12 protein-coding genes and 1 other RNA gene are annotated in these 15,723 nt (G+C 38.7%); 8 read left to right on the top strand and 5 right to left on the bottom strand.

The window, feature by feature from the left end; genetic code table 11:
* Positions 1–43 precede the first annotated feature (43 nt).
* Positions 44–1,201 (bottom strand): chorismate mutase, encoded by a 1,158-nt coding sequence (locus PS1M3_RS11410; RefSeq protein ID WP_008132528.1) that lies wholly within the window; start codon positions 1,199–1,201, stop codon positions 44–46.
* Between the two features lie 359 nt (positions 1,202–1,560).
* On the opposite strand from PS1M3_RS11410, the gene PS1M3_RS11405 reads away from it, so the two are divergent.
* Complete coding sequence (locus PS1M3_RS11405; RefSeq protein WP_203984329.1) at positions 1,561–4,572, top strand: EAL domain-containing protein; 3,012 nt, start codon at positions 1,561–1,563, stop codon at positions 4,570–4,572.
* Positions 4,573–4,587: 15 nt separating this feature from the next.
* On the opposite strand, the gene PS1M3_RS11400 is transcribed toward PS1M3_RS11405, so the two are convergent.
* The gene (locus PS1M3_RS11400) at positions 4,588–4,917 is read right to left on the bottom strand and encodes a stress response translation initiation inhibitor YciH (RefSeq protein ID WP_138740350.1); all 330 of its coding nucleotides are present in this window, start codon (positions 4,915–4,917) and stop codon (positions 4,588–4,590) included.
* A gap of 134 nt (positions 4,918–5,051) precedes the next feature.
* Between PS1M3_RS11400 and PS1M3_RS11395 the strand changes: the two genes are divergently transcribed.
* The 4 genes from PS1M3_RS11395 to PS1M3_RS11380 all read left to right on the top strand — a co-directional run bounded on the left by PS1M3_RS11395 (position 5,052) and on the right by PS1M3_RS11380 (position 8,996).
* Positions 5,052–5,357 carry an STAS domain-containing protein gene (locus tag PS1M3_RS11395; RefSeq protein ID WP_006794681.1) on the top strand — a complete coding sequence of 102 codons (306 nt, stop codon included), beginning with the start codon at positions 5,052–5,054 and terminating at the stop codon, positions 5,355–5,357.
* Positions 5,357–7,009: a fused response regulator/phosphatase gene (locus PS1M3_RS11390; RefSeq protein WP_203984327.1), complete on the top strand. Its 1,653-nt coding sequence runs from the start codon at positions 5,357–5,359 to the stop codon at positions 7,007–7,009. The genes PS1M3_RS11395 and PS1M3_RS11390 overlap by 1 nt, the downstream gene beginning before the upstream one ends.
* Positions 7,010–7,065: 56 nt before the next feature.
* Positions 7,066–7,725 (top strand): GAF domain-containing protein, encoded by a 660-nt coding sequence (locus PS1M3_RS11385; RefSeq protein WP_203984325.1) that lies wholly within the window; start codon positions 7,066–7,068, stop codon positions 7,723–7,725.
* Positions 7,726–7,805: 80 nt separating this feature from the next.
* A complete protein-coding gene (locus tag PS1M3_RS11380; RefSeq protein WP_203984323.1) occupies positions 7,806–8,996 on the top strand; it encodes an amino acid aminotransferase in 1,191 nt (396 codons plus the stop codon).
* 86 nt (positions 8,997–9,082) lie between these two features.
* On the opposite strand, the gene PS1M3_RS11375 is transcribed toward PS1M3_RS11380, so the two are convergent.
* Positions 9,083–10,288 carry an aromatic amino acid transport family protein gene (locus PS1M3_RS11375; RefSeq protein WP_203984320.1) on the bottom strand — a complete coding sequence of 402 codons (1,206 nt, stop codon included), beginning with the start codon at positions 10,286–10,288 and terminating at the stop codon, positions 9,083–9,085.
* 326 nt (positions 10,289–10,614) lie between these two features.
* Here PS1M3_RS11375 and PS1M3_RS11370 point away from each other — a divergent pair, with 326 nt between their 5' ends.
* A complete protein-coding gene (locus PS1M3_RS11370) occupies positions 10,615–11,502 on the top strand; it encodes a DMT family transporter (RefSeq protein ID WP_006794686.1) in 888 nt (295 codons plus the stop codon).
* 97 nt (positions 11,503–11,599) lie between these two features.
* Here PS1M3_RS11370 and PS1M3_RS11365 read toward each other — a convergent pair whose 3' ends face one another.
* Positions 11,600–12,478, bottom strand: coding sequence for an OmpA family protein (locus PS1M3_RS11365; protein ID WP_006794687.1), 879 nt, complete (start codon positions 12,476–12,478; stop codon positions 11,600–11,602).
* Positions 12,479–12,683: 205 nt separating this feature from the next.
* Here PS1M3_RS11365 and rnt point away from each other — a divergent pair, with 205 nt between their 5' ends.
* On the top strand, positions 12,684–13,367 hold the full coding sequence (gene rnt, locus PS1M3_RS11360; RefSeq protein WP_138740454.1) for a ribonuclease T: 684 nt from the start codon (positions 12,684–12,686) through the stop codon (positions 13,365–13,367).
* On the opposite strand, the gene PS1M3_RS11355 is transcribed toward rnt, so the two are convergent.
* Positions 13,351–14,976 (bottom strand): DUF342 domain-containing protein, encoded by a 1,626-nt coding sequence (locus PS1M3_RS11355; RefSeq protein ID WP_138740453.1) that lies wholly within the window; start codon positions 14,974–14,976, stop codon positions 13,351–13,353. The genes rnt and PS1M3_RS11355 overlap by 17 nt on opposite strands.
* A gap of 267 nt (positions 14,977–15,243) precedes the next feature.
* Between PS1M3_RS11355 and ssrA the strand changes: the two genes are divergently transcribed.
* Positions 15,244–15,600, top strand: a transfer-messenger RNA (tmRNA) gene (gene ssrA, locus PS1M3_RS11350).
* The last annotated feature ends 123 nt before the right edge of the window (positions 15,601–15,723 follow it).

Raw genomic sequence — 15,723 nt, 5'->3', positions numbered from 1 at the left:
GTAAAGGGGGCACATTTTGTGCCCCCTTTTGAATAGCCTATATTTAAGTATTCACACTAACAGCTTGTAATGTTTCACTTTGATAGCAACCTAATATACGCACATATTGGGTATGTTCTTTAAGTTCCTCTAGCGCTTCTTTTACTTGGGTATCAGCCAAGTTTGCCTCTAAATCAACATAAAACACTTCTTCCCATGGGTTGCCTGGGGTAGGGCGTGATTCCAGTTTTACCAAGTTTATTTTGTGTTGCTTGAAAATCATCAGTGCATCAGCAAGTGAGCCGGCTTGTTGTTTGGTCGACATGATCAAGCTAGTCTTCGTAGGTATTTGATTCGACACATGCAAAGGCTTACGCGCTACGACTATAAAGCGGCTGTGGTTTTCGCTTTGATTAGCTAAGTTTGATTTAATAACTTCAAGGCCTACATTTTTACCAGCTTGAGCTGAGCCAATTGCAGCACTATTTGGTGTACTAAGCGCAGATTGAAGCGCTGAAGATGTTGAGTCACATGTTTCATGTTGCAAATCCCCTAACCCTTGTAAAAAGCGGCTACATTGCGCGAAGGGTTGTGGATGAGCAAATACTTTTGTGAGCTGTTCAAGTTGTGTATCAGGTTTAGCTAATAAGCAATGCTCAACACTGTGTGTCACTTCACCAACAATAGATACTTGTGCGTGTTGTAGTAAATCAAATACTTCGTTAATACTGCCTGAGCTGGTATTTTCAATAGGAAGTAATCCAAAGTCTGCTTGCCCGCTTTCTACCTTGGAGGTGATTTCTTCAAACGATGAACACCCAATTTCAACGAGTTTGCCTGGGCGACGGCTAAAGTACTTATGGCAAGCAAGTTGGCTATATGAGCCTTGCCCACCTAAATAAGTAACACGGTGTGTTTCGCTTAATGCATCAGGGTTTAGGTTTTTTTGCAGCATTGCTTGCTGGTGTAATACGGAGTCTTCTAGGATTGTTTGAAAAACATTGTTTACATAATACGCATCTAAGCCAAGTGACTTGCCATAACCAATTAATTTTTCTAGTAGTGCTAGTTCACGGGCTTCATCACGAATAGGCTTGTTATTTGCAATTTTATATTCAACAACACCATGACTAATACGGCGCCGTTTGGCAAGGAGTACAAGCAAGTCAGAGTCTATTTCGTTTATATCATGTCTTAATGTGTTTAATACATCGTTGGTCATTTTGGGGTTCCTCATTCCAAAAGTCATCTGCGTAAATGCAGCATATACAAAAAAGCCTCCCGGTTGGGAGGCTTTACTATTCGATTGATTTATCTCACAAACAGGCCAGCCTCTTTTATATAAAGAAGCTAAAAAAAGAAAAAATAATGCGAGAATAAAATATGTTCATGCAGTTAATGTATGGAGAGTTAGGGGTAATGTCAATAACATACTTTACTAATATAGTGCTTAAGTATTGATTATTTCAACTTTTGTAATTTTTTTATAAAGTTTACAAAAAATTTATAATAATGAATTTGAATCTGGTATATTTCATTAACAGCTAAATAATAACAACTATTAATAATTAAGGTTGGCTTGTGCTATATAGACGCCCTCCATCGCGTTTTGGAATAAACTCTTTAAGTGTGAAATTGTCGTTACTCATATCCTCAATTTGTTTAATTGCGGGTGTTTGTGCTGCCTTTTTTATGCTTAAATCTGAGGAAAAGCAGCTGGTTTTTGAAGAGCACGAAGTACTAAAAAGCTCGACCGATTTATTAGTAAGGCAATTTAAAGAACGAATAGAAACAAAAGTTAACATTGCTAAGCAAGCTAACAACATAGTTAATGAGCAGTTATTTCAAAAAAACTCCCCAATTGATCTAACCAGTAAAGCACAATTACAGTTTAATAGTGATGGTACTATTCGAAGTGCTTCATCGGATGGTTTATCTGCCGCGTTTTTACCACAAGAAAAGTTCACACCTTTTTACAAACAGTTATTTAATAACTCTGAAGCACTATGGGATGTTATCTCACCAACATTAGTTTATGACTTCTACAATTTTTACCTTATAACCAATGATGACTTTATAAGAATATCGCCACCTAATTGGGCGTTAAATGCTCCTGCTGATTTTCGAGTAAGCGGTGGTTCAACTTATAAGTATGTTCGCGAAAGTTTAGGCAACTCTGTAGAACCTGAATGGTCAAAGGTTTACTACGATAGAGTATGGCATGATTGGGTGATCAGTTTACTGGTCCCTATTTATTCGAATAATGAATTTATAGGGGTTACAGGCAGTGATATTACGCTTAATAAACTCGTGTCTTTTCTACCTATAGGAGACAAAGAAAAAAACTTACTTGTTTTTGATAGTAAAGGCCAATTATTAGCCCACCCAGATTTGAGTACTTCATTACTTGCTGAATACGGAAAAAATAATAAAAAAGTGGCTATGGACGAGTTTGTAAACCCTCAGCTCAAGTCAATTATTAGTGAGGCAATTGCGACAAAGCTTCCAGAATATGCAAGTTCTTTTTTACAAAATGACGAGGCTCACTTAATCAATATTCAAAAAATTGATCAGCTAGATTGGTACATAGGGGTTTATAAAAAGCGTTCCTCTACATTGTCTGCTCTGCAAGATTTGAAACTTAAGTTTTTTGGTCTTTTTATTCTTTACGCTATTTTAGTTGCCTTGTTATTGCATCAAGCCTTGCAGCATCTTGTGTTACGCCGATTGCATTCACTTGTTTATGCGGTATCGAGCTTTGGTCAGGGTAAACTAGATACTCAATTCCCAGAAGAGAATAAAGACGAAATTGGTACGCTTAACGGTTCGTTTAAAGATATGTCGGTTGAAATTCGTAAATTAATTGATGGACTTAACCAGCGAATAACTGAAAAAGAAATAGCCGAAAAAGCAGCTAATCGATTATCAAAAGCAGTCGCTTTCTCTGGCACAGGTGTTGTTATAACTGACGAGAACTTTGTTATCGAATACGTTAATCCCAAAATGTTAGAGATGACAGGTTATCCAGAGAGTCATTTCACTCGAGCACCACTTTTAAACATTATTGCGTCTGATATGGCTATTTTGGTTGAAGATATTGATATAGACCTACGTAGTCGTAACTATTGGCGCGGTGATACGTTAATTGAAAGCAAAGATAAACAGCCTATTTGGGTTTCATTGAGCGTTTCACCGATACGAGAGGAAGGCGGTAATATCACAAGTTATGTTGCTTCCGCACAAGATATCTCGTTTGTTAAAGAAAGCCAGCGCAAAATGGAACAGCTCGCTTATTTTGACACGCTAACAGGTTTAGCAAACAGAACCTTCTTCAGAATGCAGTTGCGCAAATCTCTTGCGCTTGCAGAACGTGGTCATTATGCCTTTTCACTTTTTTACTTTGATTTAGATGAATTTAAGCGAATTAATGACACCCTTGGACATGACGCAGGCGATCAATTATTAATACAGGTCGCGAATAGATTGAAGAAGCGCCTAAGATCAGAAGATACGATTGCACGTTTAGGCGGCGATGAGTTTGCAGTATTACTCAGTGGAATCGAAAGCCAAGAGCACGCAACCGATGTAGCAAATACAATACAGCAAACGCTTAATATGCCAATTATGCTAGGAAATAACGAAGTAATTATAAGCGCGAGTATTGGTATTACTATGGCGCCATATGACAGCCTTGAAGAAGATCAGCTTCTGAAACACGCGGATTTAGCAATGTATGAGGCCAAAGAGAAAGGGCGTAATACGTTCCACTTTTATAGCCAAGAGCTAAATGCAGCCGCAAATGAGCGATTATTTATTGAAAACGAGCTGCGTATTGCGTTAAAAGAAGATCAGTTTGTGGTTTATTATCAGCCGCAGATAGATAGCCGTACTCAAAAGGTTGTAGGATACGAGTCATTATTGAGATGGTTCCACCCAACAGAAGGTCTAATACCGCCAGATAAGTTTATTCCTATAGCTGAGGCGACAGGGCTTATTGTTGAATTAGGTGAGTGGGTATTACAGGAGTCATGTAATTTCGTTGTGAGATTAACAGAGCAAAACCGTGAAAATAACGTATCGATTAACTTATCTGCTCGCCAATTTAAAGATTCGAATCTTGTGCCGACCCTAAGTAAGATGATTATTACATCGGGCGTATCGGCTAAACGATTACATTTAGAGTTAACTGAAAGCATGTTGATGGGGAACGTAGAGGCTGCTATTGCTCAACTTCATGAGCTAAAAGCACTAGGTATTTCTATCTCAATTGATGATTTTGGAACGGGGTATTCTTCGCTTAGTTATTTAAAACGCTTCCCGGTAGATATACTCAAAATAGATCGTTCATTTGTGCAAGATATCCCAGAAGATAGCAATGACATGGAGATTACTGCCGCTATTATAGCAATGGCTCAAAAGCTTAATTTAGATGTGGTTGCTGAAGGGGTAGAAACCATAGAGCAAGTTGAGTTTTTACAAAATAACAACTGTTTTATAGTGCAAGGGTACTATTACAGCCGCCCAATTCCTGAGTCTGATTTACCAGATTTATATCTAAAGCTGGGTGAAGTACCATTTAAAAAAGTAATGTAGTTTTATAATTGCGGGTTAACCACCCGCAATTTTCACTTTAAACTTCAAGCTCCCTAAAATTGCTTTTAACTTATCTCGGTCATCGCCTTGGACTTCTATAACGCCTTCTTTTACAGCGCCACCTTGGCCCATTTTACTTTTTATTGTTTTAGCTAACTTTTTTAAGTCATGTTCTTTTGGGTCTATGCCAACAACAAGCATTACGCCTTTACCTTTACGGCCTTTTGTTTGACGCTCAATACGAACAAACCCATCTTTGAAAAGCTTAATATCAAGCTCTTTTTCTGGTTTTGGCTGGTCAATGCGTCCAGTGCTTGTTGAATATACTAAGTGACTATCTGTCATGGTTTACCTTATTCAGTCAAAATGTATTAAGTAATGGCGTAAATGATAGCAAATTTGCTGTTGTGTGTTTTTCTTTTTGCTAAATACTTTTAACAGGTTATATTTAATCAAAGATACATTTAACGGAGAAATCGATGAATTTAACTACCCGTACATCAGCCGATGGAAAAGCGCTAACAATACAAATAAAGGGAAAGTTTGACTTTAATTTAGTGCAGTCTTTTCGCCAAGCCTATGCTCAGATAGACAGTAGCACTAACAAAGTGATTGTAGACTTAAGAGAAACTGACTATATGGATAGTTCTGCACTAGGCATGCTTTTAAATATGAAAAAAACATTAGAAGATAAAGTGACTGTGTTTGAAATCACTAATTGCCAGCCACAGCTGAAAAAAATATTACAAATATCGCGCTTCGATAAGAAATTTGATATTAGCTAATGGCAGCACACGTTCTTATTGTCGATGATCAGGCATTAAACCGTATTTTATTAAGTCAAATGCTCAAAGATGAAGGTTATCAAGTATCGATGGCCTTCAACGGCCAAGAAGCAATTAAAGTCCTTGAGCATGAAGCCATAGACATTGTGTTACTCGATGTAATAATGCCGGTTATGGATGGTTTTGAGACAGCCAAAATAATAAAAAATAAATACAGTGAAGTTTATTTACCTATTATTTTTATTACTTCGTTAGACGACAAAGCAAGTTTTGAAAAATGTTTAGAAGTTGGCGGAGATGACTTTATCCACAAGCCATTTGATAAAGTTATTCTTCACGCAAAAATTAAAGCTCATAGAAGAACTCGTGAGCTAAGCAAAAAAGCCAACCAACAAAAGCAACTGCTCGAGTATCACCACAATCAAATTGAACGTGAACACGAAATAGTTGAGCACATATTTAATAATTCGCTCGAGAATCAAGATGATTTTAAGCAGCATCTCGACTTTAATTTGTCGCCAGCGTCCATGTTTAATGGAGACATGTTTTTAGTTGCGCAAAGTCCAATAGGTAACTTGTATTGTATGCTGGGTGACTTTACCGGGCACGGCCTAGCGGCTGCTATTGGTGCACTCCCTGTATCTCGCGCATTTTATACAATGGTAAATAAAGGTAAAGCCGTTAATGATATTGCCTTTGAACTAAATACACTTCTTTACAACCTGTTACCGGGGCATATGTTTTGCGCAGCTACCATTGTTGAGCTCAGTGCGTCAGGAAAAAGTATATCAGCGTGGCTTGGTGGCTTACCCGATGCATATTTGATCAATACTAAAGGTAATATAGAAAAGACATTAGAGTCTCAACATATGGCATTGGGTATATTAGACAAACATGAATTTGAGTACGATTTAATACATTTTGAAGTAAATAGTGATACACGTTTAGTTTTTGCTACCGACGGCATAACAGAAACCACTAATAAGCAGGACGAGTTTTTTGCTGAAGAACGCTTTATAGCATCATTAAAAAGTAAGCCCATGATCTCTTGTGAAGATATAATTGCTGATGTGAGTGATTTTGCGCAGGGCTTACAACAGCAAGATGATGTAAGCATTGTCTTGCTTAACTGTTTGCCTTTGCAGGTGGAAGAAAAGCCGAGAGAGCCTTTTTCAACGCTTGCCTTCAATTTGTCATTAAGCCTTAATTCAAAGCAAATTAAGCAAACCGATCCTGTCTACGATATTGTCAATATTCTTAGCCGAATTGAGGGATTAAATGATCATCGCTCAAACATTTTTTTACTCCTTTCTGAAGCTTATAACAATTCACTTGATCATGGTGTTTTAGGATTAGACTCCGCAATAAAGCTGCAAGAAGACGGTTTTTTTAAGTTTTATGAAATGCGTGAGAAAGCCATAAATGAGTTAAAAGATGCCATGATCATTATTGATATACGCTACTGCCCAGAAACACTCAGTTTGTATTTTATCATTTGTGATTCGGGAAGGGGATTCAGTAGCCAATCAAATGATGAAATGAGTGGCAATAATGAATTTGGGCGAGGTCTTTCACTGCTTGAAGAAATTGCAGAAAAAGTCACATATAACGCCAGTGGTAACCAAGTTGAAATGTCCTATAAGTTGATCTAGCTCTGTGAAAATATCCATGCTATCATTTCTGGCAACTTAGATGTATGGATGGCCAAATGATTTCTTCTTATTTAACGCAAGCGCAGTTGCGCGTTAATGCAAACTTAATTACAGCTGAGCTTGAAAAGCTTGAGCACTATTTAGCGCATACATCTTTACCAGAAACGCGTTGGCAGTATCAAATACCTGAATTAGGTGAAGGCGGGGCGTGTAGCTTATTTGGTTACTTGCAAGATGAGCCTTTTAACCTTGCTGATTTTATAAATAACAATAGTAATACCAATAGCAAGCTTGCACAGCTGCAAAGTATTGTTAACTATGTTCACACGCAAACGGGTGTTGACTGGTATGGTATTTATCAATCAACAGACACTGACGAAGGTAAACAACTTTTAAAGCTTGCTTATCATGGTGTACCTAGCCGCCCTCTATTTCCGCTTACAGAGGCCTTTGCTGCAGGAAGCAATAATGTTCAAGTGGCGTTATCACAAAAAGGTCGCATTATTAATAATGTAGAGAAGTATTTAGCACAAGGTGGAGAGTATTATACCTGTGACCCTAAAGTTAAATCTGAAGTATGTTTGCCTTTATTTAATGCCCAAAATGAGTGTGTAGGTATTATTGATGCTGAAGCATTTGATAATGACTTTTTTGATGACAAAGTTTTGGCCATTTTAATTGCGTGTTGTATTAAAATTCCTCACTCACTCGTGTAAATAACACTAGTCAACGTGATGTGCTTTTATGTTAAGCTAAGCTTAATTGCTAACCCATAAATATAGATAAGAGATAGCCCATGTTCTCAGTATTAAAACCATTACCAACCGATCCTATTCTTGGCCTTATGGCGGCCTATAAAAAAGATACAAACCCTAATAAAATTGATTTAGGTGTGGGTGTTTATAAAGATGAGCACGGTAATACACCTGTATTAAACGCAGTGAAGAAAGCAGAAGCATTTCGCTTAGAAAATGAAACAAGCAAATCTTATATTGGCTTAGCAGGTAACTTAGACTACTGTCAAAAAATGGAACAGCTATTACTTGGTGAGCACCAAGCATTATTAGCAAATCGCGTGCGTACAGCACAAGCACCAGGTGGTACAGGTGCACTTCGTGTTGCTGCTGAGTTTATTAAGCGTTGTAATACAGATGCAACTGTATGGGTTACTACACCTACTTGGGCAAACCACATTAGTTTATTTGAAGCTGCGGGTTTAACCGTAAAAGAATACCCGTACTACGACTACGAGAATAAAGACCTGCTATTTGATGAGATGATCAATACCCTTAAGCAAGTACCAAAGGGTGATGTAGTGCTATTACACGCATGCTGTCATAACCCAAGTGGCACGGATTTAAACGAAGCTCAGTGGAACACAGTAGCAGAGCTTGCTAAAGAAGTTGGCTTTACGCCATTAGTAGATATAGCTTACCAAGGCTTTGGCTCTTCACTAGAAGAAGATGCACGCGGACTTCGTATTTTAGCTGATGCCGTTGAAGAGTTAATTATTTGCTCATCGTGCTCTAAAAACTTTGGTTTATATCGTGAGCGTATCGGTGCATGTTCATTAATTGCAAAAGACAGTGCGACAGCTGATGTATCAAACTCAGTAATGTTAAGTGTGGTACGTAGCATTTATTCAATGCCTCCGGCACATGGTGCTGATATTGTTAACACTATTTTAAGCAGTACAGAGCTTACGCAAATGTGGCATGCTGAACTTGATGAAATGCGTACGCGTATTAATGGCCTTCGTAGTTTAATTAAAGAAAGCCTAGCATCAAAAGACATAGCGCAAGACTTTTCATTTATTGAACGTCAACACGGTATGTTTTCGTTCTTGGGTATTAATAAAGAGCAAATTGAGCGATTACAAAAAGAGTACGGCATATACATTGTTGGCTCAAGTCGTGTCAACGTAGCCGGTGTTAGCAAAGCAAACCTTGATTACTTTGCAAATGCAGTTGCTGACGTTTGTAAATAAACGTAGCTAATATAAAAAAACCGCACTCCATTAATCATGGTGTGCGGTTTTTTATTAACTAAATTTTGGTGTTACAAAAGCAAGCTTTAACCAATTGCAGGTATAAATCCACTCATTTGCATAAATTGCGCAGTAATTATTAGCACACCACATAACGCTGCAATCAATAGCCCTATACGACCACTGCGCACTTTATAACCAGTGTCGGAACTAGTTGAGGCACGTTGTTTATAAACCATAGCAACAGGTAAAAATACAGCCAGTACAACTAAAGCAATGGCGGCATAGCCAAGGGCCATTATGAAGCCTTGCGGGTAAAAAAGAGCAAATCCCAAAGGCGGAATAAATGTAATAAGCGCTGTCATAACACGGCCTTGGTTGTTATCTCCTTGTTTAAATGCATCAGCAAAAAAATCAAATAAACCTAGGCTTACACCTAAAAATGAAGTCGCTAACGCTAAATCAGCAAATAATTTCACCGCTATAGATACATTTGAATTATGTGCAATACCTGCAACACTGGCTACAAAACCACTTAAGCCCTCACTATTGAGTAAATCGCTTTGGCTCATAATACCTTGGCTTAATAGTTGCCAAAATATGTAAATGACCAAGGGTAATGCTGCGCCTGCAATCATCACTTTACGCAGAACTTTTACGTCAAGACCTACGTATTTAACAATTGATGGGATAGAGCCGTGAAAACCAAAAGATGTAAATACCACAGGAATTGCCGATAATATTAGCCCCTTCTCAACGGGCATTTCGAGCAAGTGCTTTGATTGTACATAGGGTGTAAGCATATAAAATAGGCTAGCTAAAACAATCACCTTGATTGAAAAGAGTATTCTATTAAATTTATCTACCTTGCTAGTCCCTAGTGTAACCACGCTTGCAATAATGACCGCCAAAATAACGGAGCCAAATTGGGGGGCAATTTCTAAGTCAAATCCAAGGTTGATCCGCTCTTGAAGCTGAGCACCACCGCCTGCGATATAAGCTGCACATAAAGCATAAAATAAAAACACCATTGAAAAATTGGCAATGTATTGACCGCGCTTCCCAAGCCAGCGTTTAGCAAGTGTATTTAACGTTGCATCACGAGGGGCAAACTGATGTAGCTCTAGCATCAGCAAGGCGGTGTAAGTCATTAATATCCAGCTTGCAACAATGAGTGCAAGTGCAGTCATAAAACCTAAACCAGCAGAAGCGATAGGTAAAGCAAGCATACCTGCACCAATAGTGGTACCAGCTACAATTAACATGCTGCCTGTTGTTTTATTTTTGAGCACTTAATTACCTTAATTATTATTAATTTACACGCACCATATAACTAGATCAGTAAAACTCAAATAGTTTTGTTATAAATGGCATTAAATAAAATGTAACTTACATTTTACAGCTGTATATTTAAGCATTTTATAATCTTTAATATGATTAAATATCTATCCATAAACCTTTTACAGCGTATAATTCTATTACTAGTTATTGAGCGTTTATATCTTAAGATTAAACTGACCGTTAAGTACGTGTACTGTAACTAGTGCATTAATACGCTTGGCTGGCTTTTTCCCTCAAAACCCACTCGCCTTATTTTTAACTTACAAAGGAATGGTACGTGCCTGTTAAAGTTTCATATTTTTTAATGGTTCTTATATGGTCCACCACACCGCTGGGTATTGTGTGGAGTAGTGAGAGTGTTTCGCCATCACTAGCGGTGTTAATGCGTATGCTCGTTGGGCTATTCATTGGTGCGCTTGTTGTTGCAGTCACTAATGTAAGAGTGCCATGGAGTAAGCAAGCTTGCCTACTCTATGCTTACTCAAGCATTGGTATTTTTGGTGGCATGTTATTGAGTTATATGGCGGCTAGAACAGTGCCTTCTGGCATTATTTCACTTATGTTTGGATTAGCTCCTATTTTATCGGGATTGCTTGCTCAACAGCTATTAAATGAGCCTAAATTTAGTTTAATAAAACTCATTGCTTTAGCAAGTGCGTTAGTCGGACTTTATTTTGTAAGCTATAACCAAGTACAAAACTCACAAACTCAGGGACTTGGGCTTGTATATGTATTTATGGCTGTGTGCTTTTTTAGCTTAAGCGGTGTGATGATAAAGCGGGTGAAAATTGCAATTCACCCTATGGCCACAACATTTGGTGCACTAGTATTTGTAACGCCATTATTTTTTATTGCGTGGTGGGTGCTTGATGGTGAGCTTAATATACAAAACTGGAATTTAAGGTCGCTTTGGGCAATTGGTTATTTAGGACTCTTTGGGTCGTTAATAGGTGCGTTGGCATATTTTCATGTTTTACAAAATTTAAACGCGAGCACCGTTGCATTAACAACACTTATTACACCTAGCTTTGCAATAGGGTTAGGTGCGTGGCTTAATAACGAGCCACTAAGTAAAGAGCTAATAATTGGCGCTGCTATTATTGTAATTAGTTTAGGCTTTTTTCAATTTGGTGATAAATACTTAAAAACTAAAAGTAAGCGCTAGGGCGTGTTTAATTTTGTGACATAAAATGTCTTCAATCGATGGGCGATTAATTAAATCACGGCGCAAAGTCTGTAACCTCGTCAATTAAGTAAACCCCCTACATTTTAGCTATTTGAATGACCAAACGGCGGTTTTTATCGCGGCCTAAAATATTATCGTTGGTGTCTACAAAACGTTTTTCACCAAACCCCGTTGTTTTTACTTTATTTTCATCCACACCTAAGCTCACCATATAATCTTTTATCGCTTTTGCACGCTTACGAGATAGGTCTAAGTTGTTCCAACGACCGCCATAACTGTCGGTATAAGAATCAATACTAATGGACTCAATGGTTGAATCGTTTTTTAGATACTCAGCAATTTTATCAAGGCGCTGCTGAGATGACTTAGTTAACTTACTGCTATTAGATTGATAGTTCATCACTGTAAACGAAATATCCTCAAAGCTGTAAGGTAATAGTTCGTCACGGCATTGCAAAAAGGCCCAATAGGCTTGCTTAAAGTTTACACTTGAAATACCAACGGCAATTTTATCGGCACTATTTTGCCAGTCTTGGTAATAAAAAGTGGGGTAAAACCCTTTTTCAAGTTCTGTAAGCATTTCCCAAGCAGTTTGATTACCGAGTTCACCATCAAACTTTTTTAGTAGCTTCATATTTGCTATGTCGCGTGCTGGCAGCCCAGAGCGCCAAGAAGGAGGAACTGCTTTAAGCCCTGCAATGGCGTAATTTTCAGGGCGAACAACCATATCTAAATTGAAAGTTAGGTTTTTATTTTTACTCGCCGATGCTTTAAAAATAGCCTCGCCATAGTAAGGTACCTCATGGTTCAACTGGCATTGCAAACGTGTTGTTTTAACCACTTCCCAATTTGAACTGTCTTGATTTGCAGAGTAATTACGCATGGCCGCATGTGCACTGACGCTCAATAGCGCAGAGCTAATACTAACGCTCATTAATAATAACTTTAATTTCATCAAAGACTCCCCGTAAACCCGACACGCCAAAAATTTGGCTTTGTTCAGTACTGCCATATTATATAGCAGTTAACACTTAGCTAGTATCACTTAAAGCAAATTGTATGCCTATAATTATAGGCATAAATAATAGGTAAAAGTCCCTAGCCGAACGGCACCTACTTTTGACATAATAGAAGGCTTATACCTACAAACCAAGAATACTATGGCAAATACTGAGCAAACCCTTTTCGCAAAACGCTTTCGTGGCTTTTTTCCTGTTGTTATTGATGTTGAAACTGCTGGTTTTAACAAAGAGACAGATGCATTACTTGAAATTGCAGTCTCTGTTTTAAAAATGGATGATGACGGGTTGCTTAGCATAGATCAAACAGTGCATTTTCACGTTGAGCCGTTTGAAGGCGCAAATATTGAGCAAGCAGCAATTGAGTTTAACGGCATTGACCCATTTTCGCCATTACGAGGTGCAGTCGCAGAAGAAGACGCTATCAAAGAGATTTGTAAGGTCGTGCGTAAAGCGCAAAAGGCAGCAGGGTGCCAGCGTTCTGTTATTGTGGCGCATAACGCCGCGTTTGATCATGGCTTTTTAAATGCGGCTATTGAGCGCAATAATATAAAGCGCACACCGTTTCATCCATTTGTGAGCTTTGATACAACAACGTTAGCAGGGCTTGCTTTAGGCCAAACAGTATTAGCTAAAGCTTGTCGTGCAGCTGGAATTGAATTTGATAACAGTCAAGCACACTCGGCACTTTACGACACAGAACGCACCGCTGAATTATACTGTTTAATTGTAAACCGCTGGCAAGAGTTAGGCGGTTGGCCGCTTGCGCCACTCGATGAAAGTGACGATGATGAAGCCGCCAACGAAGCTAAAACGACTGAGTAATTTTACCCTCAGATAATCTTACGAAGTGGGGGGGATAAATACGCGAAAACTGTTTAGTTTCTTTTGCTATTTTAAGCTCCACACCAGGGTGCATTAACTCGTTCACTTTTAAGCGGCTAGAGGCTAGTAGCTGGGCTATTTTTCTTTTTACGATTGCTTTTTGTTGCTTAACATGACGAGAGCGGACATTCACTTGCTTTTCGTTAGCCGTAATTTTATCAGTAAATTGCTTGCGCTGAGCAGGGTTAGTTATTTTCTCTGCTTTAGTTCGCGCATTTTTTAATTCCAGTAATTTAGTACTTAATACCTTTTCAAAGTCGTTAATTTGGCTTTGCTTATCACGCAGTTCAAACCAATTTTGTGCTAAAAATACACGCGTTTTAGTACCAGCAGGCGCACCTAATTCACCTGTTTCAATACGCATTGCATCAAATATATTACCACCAATAATTTTGCCACGAGGGTTATCGGCTTTGCCAACACGTATTAAACGCTTAGCTGTTAGGTCACAATGTAATACTTGGCGCTCTATGAATAAACTTTGTTCAGTCTTAATGTCACAATATTGAGCATAGCCTATAGAAATTGTACGCTTGGCTGAAATACGGCAAGTAAATGCTTCTTCGTTTTCACGGTTTCGGCCTATGGCACCTAATACAATAGTTACAGCACTTTCGCTCTGCACAATTCCTGATTCAACAAAGCCTAAAACAGTAATGTCACCTTTCGCTTTTACTCGCATTCCGTCTTTTATATCGCCACTAATAATTACACTGCCGTCAAAATCAATGTGGCCTGTACTTACATCTACATTATCGAAACATAAAACGTCGTCAACGCGCATTCCACGTGGCAGCGCAACAGGAACGCCTTTGCAATCTGCAATCAGTAAATTAGGGTTTGTTGGGTCTATTTTTGTCCCTTCAAAGGGTTGTAGTTCAAGTTCTTTTCCTGGCGAAGCAGGGATAATATCGCCAAACACCGTGTATCCGTCTTCACCCTGGGTGGCGGCTATACGTTGCATAAGAGGAGTGCCCGGTTTAACAGTAATGATAGCCCCAAGATCTTTCATATCAACTTTACCGCCAGCGGTTGCTTGCGGGCTTAAAACGCGATCTTGTGCTGTTGAACAAAGGCGAACAAATTTAGCATCGCTACCTTCTTTTGGATTGCGGCCATGGGCTACAATAGCGCTATATGCTACACCTGAAGCTTTTTCAAACTGTTGGCCTAAAAAACTATCAAGCGCACGCGGACTAATCCCTTTTTTTACACCTGCTTGGCTAAGCGCCTCTTGCGCATCTTCCATTGTTAGCAGTGATCCACCTTTAGCTGTAGTAATAGTGGCCTCTGCGACCATATTCTTTTCATCAATATTAATAGCAATAGTGGCATCCACTGCTTTAGCAATCACTAAAGATACTTCTTTGTGGTTTTTAGAAGGCGCAAAAAGTTTCCCGATATTAGCTGTAATAGTTTCATACTCGCCAAATTCAGATTGTTCAAACATTTCAATTAATTGAGTGCTTGTGACCGGAAAACCGCTATCAATAGGATGTTTAATTAAAGAAACACACCCTGTATTTTTATCTAATGAAAAAACCGACATTTTAAATCCCTACTTCTTATGCCTGTTATTATTCTTAACCTTTACAGTTACAACTAAACCTTTAGCACTAGCTGGCTAATCCCGTATTTGAACACAGGTTTACCATATTGTTAAGTAAATGTTTACTGTGGCTAATACATTATTGCTAATTTGGTTGCTAAATATGCAGTTAGCCTGTGTAAATCAAATAAAGCGTTATTAAGCCTTGAGTATCATCACTTTACTCAGTTATACTGCTTGCACGCTCTGAATGAGTTTACTAATTCAGGGGCTGATTAGGATTCGACGGAATTCAAGAAGCCCAAGGTGCATGTCGAGGTGCGGTTTGCCTCGTAAAAAAGCCGCAATCTAAAGTAATCGCAAACGACGATAACTACTCTCTAGCAGCTTAGGCTGGCTAGCGCTCCTTCCATGTATTCTTGTGGACTGGATTTTGGAGTGTCACCCTAACACCTGATCGCGATGGAAACCCTGGCCGGGGTTGAAGCGTTAAAACTAAGCGGCCTCGCCTTTACTTACCGTGTTTGTCCGGGATTTAAAGGTTAATTAAATGACAATACTAAACATGTAGTACCGACGGTCGAGGCTTTTCGGACGGGGGTTCAAATCCCCCCAGCTCCACCAATTCAAAGAACTAAGACGCCAATAGGCGTCTTTTTTTTGCCTTAAATTCCCGATATAGCTCACTTTCCGCCAGGTTGCGATTCCAAGTAGGATTTTTAATGAACAGTGACATCCAGATTTTAA

Origin of the sequence: Pseudoalteromonas sp. PS1M3 (genome assembly GCF_016865405.1) — a bacterium.
GTDB classification, from domain to species: Bacteria; Pseudomonadota; Gammaproteobacteria; order Enterobacterales; family Alteromonadaceae; genus Pseudoalteromonas; species Pseudoalteromonas marina.
The sequence above is the reverse complement of the archived record's forward strand: the minus strand, read 5'-3'. Positions and strand labels throughout refer to the sequence as shown.